At 71.3% G+C, this 13095-nt stretch carries 14 protein-coding genes; 5 read left to right on the forward strand and 9 right to left on the reverse strand.

Annotated features, from left to right (window positions below):
* Positions 1-6: 6 nt before the first annotated feature.
* Positions 7-435 (forward strand): organic hydroperoxide resistance protein, encoded by a 429-nt coding sequence (locus EAO73_RS18305; RefSeq protein ID WP_147972611.1) that lies wholly within the window; start codon positions 7-9, stop codon positions 433-435.
* 52 nt (positions 436-487) lie between these two features.
* A complete protein-coding gene (locus tag EAO73_RS18310) occupies positions 488-1270 on the forward strand; it encodes an EI24 domain-containing protein (RefSeq protein WP_147972612.1) in 783 nt (260 codons plus the stop codon).
* Positions 1271-1282: 12 nt separating this feature from the next.
* On the opposite strand, the gene EAO73_RS18315 is transcribed toward EAO73_RS18310, so the two are convergent.
* The gene (locus tag EAO73_RS18315; protein WP_147972613.1) at positions 1283-2281 is read right to left on the reverse strand and encodes an aldose epimerase family protein; all 999 of its coding nucleotides are present in this window, start codon (positions 2279-2281) and stop codon (positions 1283-1285) included.
* Positions 2282-2292: 11 nt separating this feature from the next.
* Positions 2293-3210 carry an SGNH/GDSL hydrolase family protein gene (locus tag EAO73_RS18320; protein ID WP_147972614.1) on the reverse strand — a complete coding sequence of 306 codons (918 nt, stop codon included), beginning with the start codon at positions 3208-3210 and terminating at the stop codon, positions 2293-2295.
* A gap of 278 nt (positions 3211-3488) precedes the next feature.
* Here EAO73_RS18320 and EAO73_RS18325 point away from each other — a divergent pair, with 278 nt between their 5' ends.
* A complete protein-coding gene (locus EAO73_RS18325; protein ID WP_147972615.1) occupies positions 3489-3983 on the forward strand; it encodes a DUF3145 domain-containing protein in 495 nt (164 codons plus the stop codon).
* A 211-nt stretch (positions 3984-4194) separates the two neighbouring features.
* Here EAO73_RS18325 and fabF read toward each other — a convergent pair whose 3' ends face one another.
* From fabF to EAO73_RS18350, 5 genes are all read right to left on the reverse strand, one after another.
* Complete coding sequence (gene fabF, locus EAO73_RS18330) at positions 4195-5457, reverse strand: beta-ketoacyl-ACP synthase II (protein WP_147972616.1); 1263 nt, start codon at positions 5455-5457, stop codon at positions 4195-4197.
* Positions 5458-5534: 77 nt separating this feature from the next.
* Positions 5535-5783, reverse strand: a complete 249-nt coding sequence (locus EAO73_RS18335; protein ID WP_018556465.1) for an acyl carrier protein — start codon at positions 5781-5783, stop codon at positions 5535-5537.
* 63 nt (positions 5784-5846) lie between these two features.
* Positions 5847-6878: a ketoacyl-ACP synthase III gene (locus EAO73_RS18340; protein ID WP_147972617.1), complete on the reverse strand. Its 1032-nt coding sequence runs from the start codon at positions 6876-6878 to the stop codon at positions 5847-5849.
* Between the two features lie 13 nt (positions 6879-6891).
* Positions 6892-7806: an ACP S-malonyltransferase gene (locus EAO73_RS18345; protein ID WP_147973517.1), complete on the reverse strand. Its 915-nt coding sequence runs from the start codon at positions 7804-7806 to the stop codon at positions 6892-6894.
* A gap of 89 nt (positions 7807-7895) precedes the next feature.
* Positions 7896-9095 (reverse strand): PucR family transcriptional regulator, encoded by a 1200-nt coding sequence (locus tag EAO73_RS18350; protein WP_191134131.1) that lies wholly within the window; start codon positions 9093-9095, stop codon positions 7896-7898.
* 109 nt (positions 9096-9204) lie between these two features.
* On the opposite strand from EAO73_RS18350, the gene EAO73_RS18355 reads away from it, so the two are divergent.
* Positions 9205-9861 (forward strand): pirin family protein, encoded by a 657-nt coding sequence (locus EAO73_RS18355; RefSeq protein WP_147972619.1) that lies wholly within the window; start codon positions 9205-9207, stop codon positions 9859-9861.
* A 27-nt stretch (positions 9862-9888) separates the two neighbouring features.
* On the opposite strand, the gene EAO73_RS18360 is transcribed toward EAO73_RS18355, so the two are convergent.
* Together EAO73_RS18360 and EAO73_RS18365 are read right to left on the reverse strand one after the other, a co-directional pair.
* Entirely contained in the window at positions 9889-10080 is a 192-nt protein-coding gene (locus EAO73_RS18360) for a hypothetical protein (protein WP_147972620.1), read from the reverse strand.
* 102 nt (positions 10081-10182) lie between these two features.
* Entirely contained in the window at positions 10183-10764 is a 582-nt protein-coding gene (locus EAO73_RS18365; RefSeq protein WP_147972621.1) for a GNAT family N-acetyltransferase, read from the reverse strand.
* Positions 10765-11013: 249 nt separating this feature from the next.
* Between EAO73_RS18365 and EAO73_RS18370 the strand changes: the two genes are divergently transcribed.
* Positions 11014-13095 (forward strand): alkaline phosphatase family protein, encoded by a 2082-nt coding sequence (locus EAO73_RS18370; protein ID WP_147972622.1) that lies wholly within the window; start codon positions 11014-11016, stop codon positions 13093-13095.

A 13095-nucleotide genomic window follows, 5' to 3' on the forward strand; every position in this document is an offset into this window, starting at 1 on the left:
CTCAGCATGACCATTCAGGACATAGCCGTCGCTTACACCGCCGTCGCCACCGCGGAGAACGGCCGTGACGGCCGCGTCGCCTCGGACGACGGCAAGCTCGACGTCGTCGTCAACCCGCCGAAGGAGCTGGGCGGCAGCGGCGCGGGCACCAACCCGGAGCAGCTCTTCGCCGCCGGTTACAGCGCCTGCTTCCAGGGCGCGCTGGGCGTCGTCGCCCGCCAGGAGAAGGCCGACATCTCCGGCTCCACGGTGACCGCGGCGGTCTCCATCGGCAAGACCGAGGCCGGCGGCTTCGGTCTGGAGGTCGCCATCACGGCGACCATCCCGAACGTGGACGAGGCGACCGCGCGGGCGCTCGTCGAGAAGGCCCACCAGGTCTGCCCGTACTCGAACGCCACGCGCGGCAACATCAAGGTGGAGCTCGCGGTCGCCTGACCGCCCCCGCACCGCTGAACGAGCCCCGCCCCGATCCCGTTAGGCTGACGCCATGCGTGATCTCGGGGCGGGGCTCGGCTTTCTGATCAAGGGCCAGCGCTGGGTGTTCGGCCACGGCAAGTGGTTCGGCATAGGGCTGCTGCCCGGTCTGATCACCCTCGTGCTGTACGCGGGAGCCCTCGTCGGCCTCGGCTACGGCGCCGACGACCTGGTGGAGTGGGCGACACCGTTCGCCGACGACTGGTCCTCGCCCTGGCTCGGCCTGCTGCGCAACACGCTGACCGTGCTGGTCTTCGTCCTCGGCCTGTTCCTGGCCGTCATCACCTTCACCGCCGTGACCCTGCTCGTCGGGCAGCCCTTCTACGAGTCGCTGTCCGAGGAGGTCGACCGCACCGAGGGCGGCACGGTCCCCGAATCCGGACTGCCGCTCTGGCGGGAGCTGTGGATCTCCGCCCGCGACAGCGTGCGCATCCTGGTGCGGGTCGGGCTGTACGCGATCCTGCTCTTCGCGCTCGGTTTCGTCCCCGTCGCCGGGCAGACCGTCGTCCCTGTCCTGGGCTTCTGCGTCACCGGGTACTTCCTCGCCGAGGAGCTGACCGCCGTCGCGCTCCAGCGCCGGGGCATGGTGCTCAAGGACCGCCTCGCCCTGCTGCGCGGCCACCGCATGCGGACCCTGGGCTTCGGCGTACCGCTGGGGCTGGCCTTCATGCTGCCGTTCGTCGCCGTGTTCCTCATGCCGGGCGCCGTCGCCGGGGCCACGCTGCTGGCGCGCGGCCTGGTCGGCGACGGCGAGGAGGAGCCGGCCGGAAAGGGCGAGACGGTCTCCGAGGACTGAGCGGGCCGGGGCTCAGCGCACCGAGAACCCGTACACCGTCGTCGACACGAACTCCTCGCCCGGCCGCACCACCGTGCTCGGGAACTCCGGCCGGTTCGGCGAGTCCGGGAAGTGCTGGGTCTCCAGGGCGATCCCGGCGCACGGGCCGAACGGCCGGCCGTCGAAGTGGTCCGCCGTGTACAGCTGGAGCCCGGGTTCCGTCGTCGTGACCGTCAGGACCCGTCCCGACACCTCGTCGTACAGCTCGGCCGCCGCGGCCGTCCCGTCCGCGTCGAGCACGAAGTTGTGGTCGTACTCCTTGGTCACCGGCCGGGCCTCGCGGAAGTCGAACCGGGTGCCCTCCACCGGCAGGAACTCACCGGTCGGCAGCGACTCCGCGTCCACCGGTGTGACCGCCCCCGCCGCGATCCGCAGCCGCTGGCCGAGCGCGCTGCCGCTGTCGGCGCCCGCGAGGTTCCAGTAGGTGTGGTTCGTCAGGTTCAGCACGGTCGGCGCGTCCGTCACCGCCCGGTACGCGATGCGCAGCGCGCCGCCCTCGTCCAGGGTGTACGCCGCCGTCAGCTCCACCCGCCCGGGGAAGCCCTCCTCGCCGTCCGCCGAGACGAGGGACAGCTCCACCCCGTCCGCGATCTCCCGCGCGTCCCAGACCCGCTTGTCGAAGCCGCACGCCCCGCCGTGCACATGGTTGCGGCCCTCGTTGCGCGTGAGGTGGTGCGTCCGGCCGTCCAGCTCGAAGGACGCCCCGCCGATCCGGTTCGCGTACCGGCCGACCAGCGCCCCGAAGTAGGGCCCGGCGTACTCCTGGTACGAGGCCAGGTCCGGCAGCCCGAGCGCGATCCCGGCCGGCACCCCGTCCCGGTCCGGCACCTCGGCCGACTGCACGATGCCGCCGTACGTCAGGACGCGCACCCGCGTGCCGTCCCGCTCCAGCGTCCAGCGCTGCACGGCGGTGCCGTCCGCGAGGGTGCCGAAGTGCTCCGTACTCATCACCGTGTTCGAACCCGTCTGCATGATCAGCGACTTTACGCGGGCGGCCGGACCGCCGTGACGTTGCGGTACGCGATCTCGGCGAGCCTGGCCTGGCCGTTGCGGCCGGGGTGGAACCAGTCCCACTGGCTGAGCTGCTTGCCGGTGAACCGGTAGTCGAACACCGCCCCGCCGTCGTACCGGCAGCGGCTGTCCTTCGCGCACACCTCGCGCAGCACCTCGTTGTACGCCACGACCCGCTCCTGCACCGCTGTGCGCCGGGCGACCGCCGCCGCGCCCATGTCGTCCGCGTCGCTCAGCATCGACTTGCAGATGCCCAGCTTCCAGATCTGCTTGCCCAGCTGGTTGGCCCGCCCCTGCGACCACAGCCGCTTCAGGTCCGGCACGCTCGACACATACACCTGCGCCTTCGGCGCCCCGCTGCGCAGCCTGCGCATCGATGTCTCGAACGACCGCCTGAAGTCGGCCACCGGGGTCATGGTCCGCACCGAGTCCCGGCAGGCGTCGTTGGCGCCGATCATCACGGTCACCAGGTCCGGGTCCTCGTCCGCCGCCAGCGCCATCTGCTCCGGCAGCTGGGCCATCCGGGCGCCCGTCACCGCGTGGTTCCAGCTGTGGTCCGCCGCACCGGAAGCACCGAGGAGGCGTACCGCCAGACTGCGTACGGAGCTGTCCGTGCCGGTCGACCAGGAGACCTCCGGGCAGTCGGCCAGCACCGAGCAGGCGTCGAAGCCACGCGTGATCGAGTCCCCGACCGCGGCGATCGAGGCGGGCTTCGGGTCCCAGACCGGACCCGCCGCCGGGGACGGCCTGCGCTCGGCCGGTGCCGAGCCCTTCGTCGTCCCGTCGGGCCCCGAGTCGCAGCCGGCCAGCGCCGCCGTGCCGAGGCAGGCCAGGGCGGCCAGCCCGGCCAGTGCGGTGCGCGAGCGGTGCCGTACGGACCGATCCGGCATTGCCTGGTCTCCTCCTGTTCATGCCCGGACGCTCCGCCGGGTGAAGACTGAGCGAAGAAGGGCCCCGGGACCGACGGTACGTCACACCCCGGACCCCCGGGCGCGGTAGCTTTTCCCCGTCGAACCAGTAGCTCCTGCGGTGCCCGGCTCCACTCGGGTGGCATCCGAACATCACACCACGTCACATACTGTCGCTTTTCCGGAGAATAACTCCCGATGCTGTTTACTGATGACAGGCCGCTGGGGAAGGCGAACCTCGTCCCACACTGGAGGTCCCGGTGACGACACGTGGAGTCCTGTACGTTCACTCCGCACCGCGCGCGCTCTGCCCACACGTCGAATGGGCGGTGGCGGGAGTCCTCGGCGGGCGGGTGCAGCTCGACTGGATCAGACAGCCGGCCGCGCCGGGCACCTGGCGCTCCGAATTCTCCTGGCAGGCACGGCCCGGCACGGCGTCCAAGCTGGCGTCCGCGCTGCGCGGCTGGGACCTGCTCCGCTTCGAGGTGACGGCGGAGCCGTCTCCCACGGCGGAGGGCGAGCGCTACAGCTCGACGCCGACGCTGGGCATCTTCCACGCCGTCACCGGTATGCACGGCGACATCCTGGTCCCGGAGGACCGCCTCCGCGCCGCGCTGGCCCGCTCGGCGGGCGGCGAGACGGACCTGGCGGCGGAGGTCGCCAAGCTCCTGGGCAAGCCGTGGGACGACGAACTGGAGTCCTTCCGCCATGCGGGCGAGGGCGCGCCGGTCCGCTGGCTGCACCAGGTCGTCTGACCGGGGCGCTGCCCCGGACCCCGCWCCTCAATCGCCGGAGGGGCTGAGTTTTCCGCGCTGCCGCCCGCACCCATCCGCCCGTCCGGGCAAAATAAGCCCCTCCGGCGATTGAGGTGCGGGGGTTTGGGGGCGGAGCCCCCGACACCACGACGAAGCCCGCGCCCCCACACGGGGGGCACGGGCTTCACGTACAAGCGACGCGCTTCGCGCGTCAGACGCTGCGGAACGCCAGCACCACGTTGTGGCCGCCGAAGCCGAACGAGTTGTTGATCGCCGCGATCGGCCCCTCCGGCAGCGCCCGGGGCGCGTCCCGCACGATGTCCGCGTCGACCGACTCGTCCAGGTTCTCGACGTTGATCGTGGGCGGAGCCATCCGGTGGTGCAGCGCCAGGACCGTCGCCACGGTCTCGATGCCGCCCGCGCCACCGAGCAGGTGACCCGTCATCGACTTCGTCGCGGAGATCGCGACATGGTCCAGGTCCTCGCCCAGCACCGAGCGCAGGGCCTTGACCTCCGCGATGTCACCCTGCGGCGTGGACGTCGCGTGGGCGTTCAGGTGGGCGATCTCCGACGGCTTGAGGTCCGTCTGGTCCAGCAGGTTCTGCATGGCCGCCGCGATACCGCGGCCCGTCGGCTCCGGCTGCGCGATGTGGTGGGCGTCGGCGGACAGACCCTGGCCCAGCACCTCGCAGTAGACCCGGGCGCCACGCGCCGCCGCGTGCTCCGCGGACTCCAGGACGACGACGCCGGCACCCTCGCCGAGGACGAAGCCGTCGCGGTCCACGTCGTAAGGGCGCGAGGCCTTCTCCGGCTCGTCGTTGCTCTTGGACATCGCCATCATGTTGGCGAACGCGGCGATCGGCAGCGGGTGGATCGCCGCCTCGGTGCCGCCGGCGAGGACCACGTCGGCACGGCCGGTGCGGATCATCTCGACGGCGTACCCGATCGCCTCGGCACCCGACGCGCAGGCCGAGACCGGGGTGTGGACGCCCGCCTGGGCGTTCACCTCGATGCCGACGTTGGCGGCCGGGCCGTTGGGCATGAGCATGGGCACGGTGTGCGGGGAGACGCGGCGAACGCCCTTCTCCTTCAGCACGTCGTACTGGTCGAGCAGGGTGATCACGCCGCCGATGCCGGAGGCGATGACCGAACCCAGCCGCTCGGGCTGGATCGTTTCGTCCTCACCGGCCTTGCCGGTGAAACCCGCGTCCGCCCACGCCTCGCGGGCCGCGATCAGCGCGAACTGCGCCGAGCGGTCCAGACGGCGGGCGAGCGGACGGGGCAGGACGTCAGCGGGATCGACGGCCGCCAGGGCCGCGATCCGGACAGGCAGTTCGGCGAAACGTTCGCCCTCGAGGGGCTTGACACCGGAACGGCCGGCCATCAGGCCTTCCCAGGTCGATGCGGAATCGCCACCCAGCGGAGTGGTTGCGCCGATACCGGTGACGACCACGGTGCGATTGGTCGAGTTCACTGGAAAATCTTCTCCACGTGTAGAGGGTCGTGAATCAGCGGCGCCACCGCCGGGTGGCGACACACGAACCGGCTGGATCAGGCCTGGTGCTTGAGGATGTAGTCCGCGGCGTCGCCGACGGTCTTGAGGTTCTTGACATCCTCGTCGGGGATCTTCACGTCGAAGCGCTCCTCGGCGGCGACGACGACCTCGACCATGGACAGCGAGTCGACGTCCAGGTCGTCCGTGAAGGACTTGTCCAGCTGGACGTCCTCGGCCGGAATACCGGCGATCTCGTTGACGATGTCGGCGAGACCCTTGACGATCTCTTCCTGCGTGGCGGCCATGTCGGCGCTCCTTCGGTGTTTATCTGCTGGGTTCGGGCTTCCGGGTGAAAAGACCCGGTGTGCCTAGGGGAGGGTAACGACCGTCGCGGCGTAGACGAGACCCGCCCCGAAGCCGATGACGAGAGCGGTGTCCCCGCTCTTGGCCTGACCGGTCGCCAGGAGCCGCTCCATCGCGAGCGGGATCGAGGCGGCGGAGGTGTTGCCGGTGGTCTCCACGTCACGGGCGACCGTGACGCTCTCCGGCAGCTTGAGCGTCTTCACCATCGAGTCGATGATCCGCATGTTGGCCTGGTGCGGGATGAAGACATCCAGGTCTTCCGGGGCGATCCCGGCCGCGTCCAGCGCCTGCTGGGCGACCTTCGCCATCTCGAAGACGGCCCAGCGGAAGACCGCCTGGCCCTCCTGCGTGATGGCGGGGAACTTGATCTCGCCGCGGTCGTTGAGGGGAAGCTTCGTGACGTCGCCGACCTGGAAGTCGTTCCACGCCACGGTCTGCTTGATCGTCTCGGACTTGTCGCCCTCGGAGCCCCAGACGGTCGGGCCTATGGCGGGCACCTTGGAGGGGCCGACGATGACCGCTCCGGCGCCGTCGCCGAACAGGAACGCCGTCGCCCGGTCCGTGAGGTCGGTGAGGTCGCTCAGCCGCTCGACACCGATGACGAGCACGTACTCCGCCGAGCCCTCGACGATCATGCCCTTGGCCAGGGTCAGCCCGTAGCCGAAGCCCGCGCAGCCGGCCGAGATGTCGAAGGCGGCGGGCTTGCCGGCGCCGACCTTGTGGGCGATCTCGGTCGCGATGGCCGGGGTCTGCTTGAAGTGCGACACCGTGGAGACGATGACCGCGCCGATCTGCTCCGGGGTGATCCCGGCGTCCGCGACGGCCTTGCCCGCCGCCTCGACGGACATCGCGGCCACGGTCTCCTCCTCGGAGGCCCAGTGGCGGGTCGCGATGCCGGAGCGGGAGCGGATCCACTCGTCGGACGAGTCGATCGTCTCCAGGATGACCTCGTTGGGGACCACCCGGGTCGGCCGGTAGCCGCCGACGCCCATGATCCGCGCGTACGGAGCGCCCTGGCTGGGCTTGATCTTCGACATGCTCTCGGGCTCCTTAGGCGCCCGCGTGCTCAGCGATGAGCGCGCGGGCCGCGTCGAGGTCGTCGGGGGTCTTGAGCGCGAGGGTCGGGATGCCGGGCAGCGCCCGCTTCGCCAGCCCGGTGAGCGTGCCGCCGGGGCAGGCCTCGATCAGCGCCGTGACGCCGAGCGCCTTGAAGGTCTCCATGCACAGGTCCCAGCGGACCGGGTTGGCGACCTGGCCGACGAGCCGGGTGATGACCTCGTGGCCGGTGGCGACGGTCTTGCCGTCCGCGTTCGAGACGTACGTCACAGACGGGTCGGAGACGTCCAGGTCACCGGCCGCCGCGCGCAGCCGCTCGACGGCGGGAGCCATGTGGTGCGTGTGGAACGCGCCGGCCACCTTCAGGGGCACCACGCGGCGCACACCCTCCGGCTTGTCCTCGGTGAGCGCGGCGATCTGCTCGGCGGTGCCGGCGGCGACGATCTGGCCGCCCCCGTTGACGTTCGCCGGGGTCAGCCCGAGCTTCTCCAGGTGCACCACGGTGACCTCGGGGTCGCCGCCGAGCAGCGCCGCCATCCCGGTCTCGGTGACCGCGGCGGCATCGGCCATGGCGAGACCGCGCGTGCGTACGAAGCGGAGCGCGGCCTCGTCGCCGACGACTCCGGCGAGGGCGGCCGCGGTGATCTCACCGACGCTGTGGCCCGCGACGACACCCGGCGAGGCGTCGAGCGCGGCGGCCGAGAGCAGACCGGCGGCGACCAGCAGCGGCTGGGCCACCGCGGTGTCGCGGATCTCCTCCGCGTCGGCCTTGGTGCCGTAGTGGGCGAGGTCGAGCCCGATGGCGTCGGACCAGGCCGCGATGCGGTCGGTGGCACCGGGGAGGTCGAGCCAGGGAGTCAGGAAGCCGGGCGTCTGAGCGCCTTGGCCGGGAGCGACGAGTACGAGCACCCTCACACTCTCTCTTGTGAACGGTCCGGAACACCCGTGGGGACAGGGACGAAGAACCGTAGGGGGAATTGTTGATGTCCGACAAAAGTCTAGGACTGCGTATCCCGGTCGGCCAGGCGCCCCAGGATGAGGGCGATTCGAAGAGTGAACGCCGAGCGGACATCGGAAGGTGACCAGCCGGTGACGTCTGTCACACGTCGGAGCCGGTAGCGCACGGTGTTGGGATGCACGAACAGCATCCTGGCCGCACCCTCCAGGCTGCTCGCCTGCTCCAGATACACACTCAGCGTCTCCAGGAGCGCGGAGCCCGCCTCTTCGAGCGGTCTGTAGATCTCCTCCACCAACTGGTCGCGCGCGGCGGGGTCGCCCGCCATCGCGCGCTCCGGCAGCAGGTCGTCCGCGAGCACCGGCCGCGGCGCGTCCTGCCACGCCCCGCACGCCTTCAGCCCGGCCGCCGCGGCCTGCGCGGACCGGGTCGCGGCCAGCAGGTCCGCCACCACCGGGCCGGCCACCACGGGGCCCGCCGCATACGGTCCGATCAGGGCCTTCGCCACCTGGAGCGGGTTGTCGCTGCCGCCCGCGATGACCACCAGGCGGTTGCCGAGGACGCCCGTGAGGACCTGGAGCTTGGCGTGCCGGGCGGCCCGCCGGATCGCCTCCACGGTCAGCTCGCTGTCCCCGTCCGGGGCGGTGCCGAGCAGGACGCAGACGTGCTCCGGCGAGTTCCAGCCGAGTGCGGCGGCCCGGGAGACGGCGCCCTCGTCGGCCTCGCCGGACAGCACCGCGTTCACCACGAGCGACTCCAGCCGGGCGTCCCACGCGCCCCGGGCCTCGGCCGCCTGCGCGTACACCTGGGCGGTCGCGAACGCGATCTCGCGGGCGTAGACGAGCAGCGCCTCGCGCAGCACGGATTCGTCGCCGGGCGCGGCGACCTCGTCGATCGCGGCCTCCATCACCTCGATCGTGGTGCGCACCATCTCGACGGTCTGCCGCAGCGTGATGGCCCGGGTCAGCTCGCGCGGGGCGGTCCCGAAGACATCGGTCGAGATCGCCTGCGGGGTCTCCGGATGCCGGAACCACTCGGTGAACGCGGCGATACCGGCCTGGGCGACCAGGCCGATCCAGGACCGGTTCTCCGGGGGCATCGCCCGGTACCACGGCAGCGACTCGTCCATGCGGGCGATCGCGTTCGCGGCCAGCCGGCCGGAGGACTGCTCCAGCCGCTTCAGGGTCGCGGCATGGAGATGGGCGTCGTTCGCAGCGGGCTGCTCAGGATCGGGTCGGGGCACGGACACAAGACTGCCTTATCGGGACGGACGCACGGAGGGCCGGGGCCGGTGGCGGGTCGCTTCCGCCGCCGGCCGGGCTCTCCCCGCGCCGGCGGGCTACCGTGGACGGGTGATTTCCGTACACCGCGCGGGCGACCGGTTCGAGGGCGGGGACGGGGCGGCGGGCATCGAGTCCCGGCACTCGTTCTCCTTCGGTTCCTTCTACGACCCCGACAACCTCCGCTTCGGACCGGTCCTCGCCTGCAACGAGGAGCGCCTGGCACCCGGGGCGGGCTTCGAGGAGCACCCGCACAGCCATACGGAGATCGTCACCTGGGTCGTCGAGGGCGAGCTGACCCACCGCGACTCGGCCGGTCACGCGACGGTGGTCCGGGCCGGCGACGTCCAGCACCTGAGCGCCGCGTCGGGCGTCCGCCACGTCGAACGCAACGATGGTGAAAGCCCGCTGGCGTTCCTTCAGATGTGGCTCGCGCCCCTGGAGCCCGGCGGTGAGCCCTCGTACACGACCGTCCCCGGCATCGCCGACTCCACCCCGTACGCCCTCCCCGAGGCCGGAGCCATGCTCCATGTGCGGCGCCTCACGGAGGGCGGGCGGGCGGCCGTCCCCGACGCCCCGCGCGTGTACGTGCATGTGGTGCGCGGGACGGTACGCCTCGGTGGCGAGGAGCTGACGTCGGGGGACGCGGCCCGGATCACCGGGGAGACGGGGCTCGAACTGGTCGCGGCGGACGCGGCCGAGGCGCTGGTCTGGGAGCTGGCTCACTGACCGGGCGCCCCGGCCGCCGGCCGCGCGTCAGCGGGCGTGGTGCCGGGGGACCTGCTGCCGCGGGATCTCGCTCAGCCGCATCGGGGACGGGCGCCGGCGGCTCCGGCCGGTGCTCCGGCCGGGGAACGCGTTGCGCCGCGCGGGCACCTTCGGGGCCAGGGCCACGAAGGCGAGCGGGGCGAGGACTGCGACGAGGATCAGCACGATGACGATGTTCATGTTCCTGCCTTTCGTCCGGCACTGATGGTCTGTCACTACTTTTCGTAACCGGAAATCGGCCCCGTAAACACGATGGGTGACGAAGATTCTTGTATGGGCGGCCTACCGCCGCCACATCGACCACATCGGCGGTCCCGACCGGAACGTCATTTCCTCGCGCACCTCGAAGCCGTGGCGGCGGTAGAACGTGAGGTTGCGGCTGTTGCTCGACTCCAGGAACACCGGCCGGCCGTCCGCGTCCGCGCGTTCCAGGAGGCCGGCGAGGACCGTTGACCCGCGCCCCGTCCCGCGTGCGTCGGCGTGGGTGCCGATGTACTCCACGTACCAGTGCGCGGGGCGGACCGGATGCCGGTGCTCCAGGGCGAGCAACCGAACCGCCGTACGCGGCAGTTGGGCCCGGCCCGCCCGCAGCAGCGTGCCCGCGTTGCGCAGCAGGTAGCTCACCGGCAGCTTCCACGCGCCGGGCTCCGCCCAGACCGCCGCCACCGTGCGCGCCTCGTCCGTCCACACCCGGCCCGCCGGGACCTGCTGTGCCAGGTGCGCGGTGAACAGCAGCCGCAGCCGCCGGTCCCGGTCGTGCGGCATCAGCCAGGACCACACCGGGTCCTCGGCGTACGCACTGGCCAGCACGCCCGCGAGCGCGGGGACGTCGGACGGGGTGGCGTGGACTATGGCGTCGGTCATGGGCGGGGAGCGTAGCGGCGGTCCGTGACCTGCGGCCAGCGTCCCGGCAAGACCGGCCGACCGGCCAACGGGGCACGATTTTTGGCTATCACCGTGCGGGATCTCGACTGCGTGCTGTGGCCATGGAAATCTGCCGGTGCCTCAGGAATACGTCCACGGTTCGCCCGCCGTTCGTAACGGCGGCCTAGTTTTCGCAGGCGCGCGCAGACCCCCTTTCCCTGTGAACCACTCTCCCCCAGAGGTGCCCCGATGACTCTTCAGATCAGTGAGCCCTCCTGCCCGGACAGCGACGTCCTCGACGAGCACGGCGACAGCGGCGAGTTCGCCAACGAGATGCGCATCAGCCGGCGCGGGATGCTGCGGACGGCCGCCGTGTCGCTCGGTGCCCTCGCCGCCGGCCCGGTGGCCGAGGCGATCGGCGGCGCGCGGGCCGAAGCGGCCGAGTACCGCCTGCCCAAGGGCTTCAGGGGCGACATGTCCGACCTGAAGCACGTGGTGATCCTCATGCAGGAGAACCGGTCCTTCGACCACTACCTCGGGCAGCTGAAGGGGGTGCGCGGGCACGACGACAAGCAGGTCCTGATGTTCCAGGACGGCACCACCGTCTTCCAGCAGCGGGACGCCACCGGGGCCGTCGTGACCCCCGCCGTCTCGACCGCCACCTGGAGCGACAAGCACAACTTCTACGGTGCCAACGGCGGGCGCTGGGACACCTGGGTGAAGGACAAGGGCGACCACTGCATGTGGTACTACACGCCCGACTACATGCCGTGGATGTACTCGCTGGCCTCCCAGTACACCGTCTGCGACATGAACTTCTGCTCGCTGCACGGGCCCACCATCCCCAACCGCTACTACCTGATGAGCGGCACGGCGGGCGGCGAGACCACCAACGCGGGCCAGAACAACTACACCCGCACCTGGACCACCGTCCCCGAACAGCTCCAGCAGGCGGGCATCGACTGGCGCGTCTACTCCGACAACAGCGGCAACGGCGTCGGCGGCAGCCTCCAGAGCGGCTACGTCGGCGAGTACGGCTGCAACGTCACCAACAGCTTCGCCTCCTTCGACCCCCGCACCGCCGACCCGGCCGAACTCGAACCGGGCACCGGCAAGGTCTGGAAGGCCAACTCCTTCGTCTACGAGGGCGCCACGACGCCCAACGACGACTCCGAGGCCAACCTCGACGCCGTCCTGCGCGACCTCGTCGCCGCCTGTGAGCCGGGCGCCGAGCACCCGCTGCCCGAGGTCTCCTGGGTCGTCATGCCCGCCGCGTGGAGCGAACACCCGGGCTTCGACACGGTGCACGGCGAGCGGTACATGAACAAGGTCCTCAAGACGCTCCAGAGCAACGAGGACATCTGGAACCACACCCTGGTGATCATCACCTACGACGAGAACGACGGGAAGTTCGACCACGTCCTGCCGCCCCGCCCGGAGGAGGGCACACCCGGCGAGTTCTCCGGCACCACCCCGTACGGTTTCGGGCCCCGGGTGCCGATGCTGCTGGTCTCGCCGTGGACGCGGGGCGGTTACGTCGCCTCGGAGGTCTTCGACCACACCTCGACGGTGAAGTTCCTGGAGACCTGGGCCGCCCACCTGGGCAAGCCGTTCACCTGCCCGAACATCACCCCGTGGCGCCGTTCCATCGCCGGTGACCTGACGAGCGCGATCGACTTCGCGCACCCGCGCCCCGGCCCGGTCGTCATCGCCGACCCGGTCACCGGGACCCCGCCGAGGCCGCCGCGCGACCGGATGGAGCCGCGCGGGCTCTCCTTCCACCCGCACGCCACGTTCAGCGAGGACCGCGGCACGGGGACGGTGACCGCCTCGATGACCCTGACCGGCGGCCCGGCCGGCAAGGCGGTCAGCCTCCAGGTCTTCCCCGACCGGTACCTGCCGTTCTCCAACACCCCGTACACGGTCAGCGAGGCGGACCCGCGCGCGTACACCTGGGACACGACGCAGACCGACGGCAGATACGCCTTCTCGGTCTACGGCCCCGACGGCTTCCTGCGCTCCTTCGCCGGGCAGGTGGTCCCGGAGCACACGAGCACCCGGCACATCGGCCTTCCGCGCGTCGAGGCGCGGCTGGTCCGGGGGTGGCGCGCCGTGGTCCGGCTGGCACTGCACAACGACGGCCGGCACCCGGTCCGCTACACCCTGCGGGCCAACGACTACGCGGGAGGCACCCGTAAGGTCACCGTCCCCGGCGGCCGTTCCACCGTGGTGGACTGGCCCACCGAGCACGGCTACTACGACGTGGTGCTCACCGCCGACACCGGTACGGAGTGGACCCAGCGGTACGCGGGGCGGGTGGCGACGGCCTGA

The sequence above is a fragment of the Streptomyces sp. col6 genome, from assembly GCF_008042035.1.
GTDB lineage: Bacteria > Actinomycetota > Actinomycetes > Streptomycetales > Streptomycetaceae > Streptomyces.

Excerpts from the sequence above, each read along its gene's own strand:
- EAO73_RS18305 (WP_147972611.1), top strand. The coding sequence starts at position 7 with ATGACCATTCAGGACATAGCCGTCGCTTACACCGCCGTCGCCACCGCG.
- EAO73_RS18310 (WP_147972612.1), top strand. The coding sequence starts at position 488 with ATGCGTGATCTCGGGGCGGGGCTCGGCTTTCTGATCAAGGGCCAGCGC.
- EAO73_RS18315 (WP_147972613.1), bottom strand. The coding sequence starts at position 2,281 with ATGCAGACGGGTTCGAACACGGTGATGAGTACGGAGCACTTCGGCACC.
- EAO73_RS18320 (WP_147972614.1), bottom strand. The coding sequence starts at position 3,210 with ATGCCGGATCGGTCCGTACGGCACCGCTCGCGCACCGCACTGGCCGGG.
- EAO73_RS18335 (WP_018556465.1), bottom strand. The coding sequence starts at position 5,783 with ATGGCCGCCACGCAGGAAGAGATCGTCAAGGGTCTCGCCGACATCGTC.
- EAO73_RS18340 (WP_147972617.1), bottom strand. The coding sequence starts at position 6,878 with ATGTCGAAGATCAAGCCCAGCCAGGGCGCTCCGTACGCGCGGATCATG.
- EAO73_RS18360 (WP_147972620.1), bottom strand. The coding sequence starts at position 10,080 with ATGAACATCGTCATCGTGCTGATCCTCGTCGCAGTCCTCGCCCCGCTC.
- EAO73_RS18365 (WP_147972621.1), bottom strand. The coding sequence starts at position 10,764 with ATGACCGACGCCATAGTCCACGCCACCCCGTCCGACGTCCCCGCGCTC.
- EAO73_RS18370 (WP_147972622.1), top strand. The coding sequence starts at position 11,014 with ATGACTCTTCAGATCAGTGAGCCCTCCTGCCCGGACAGCGACGTCCTC.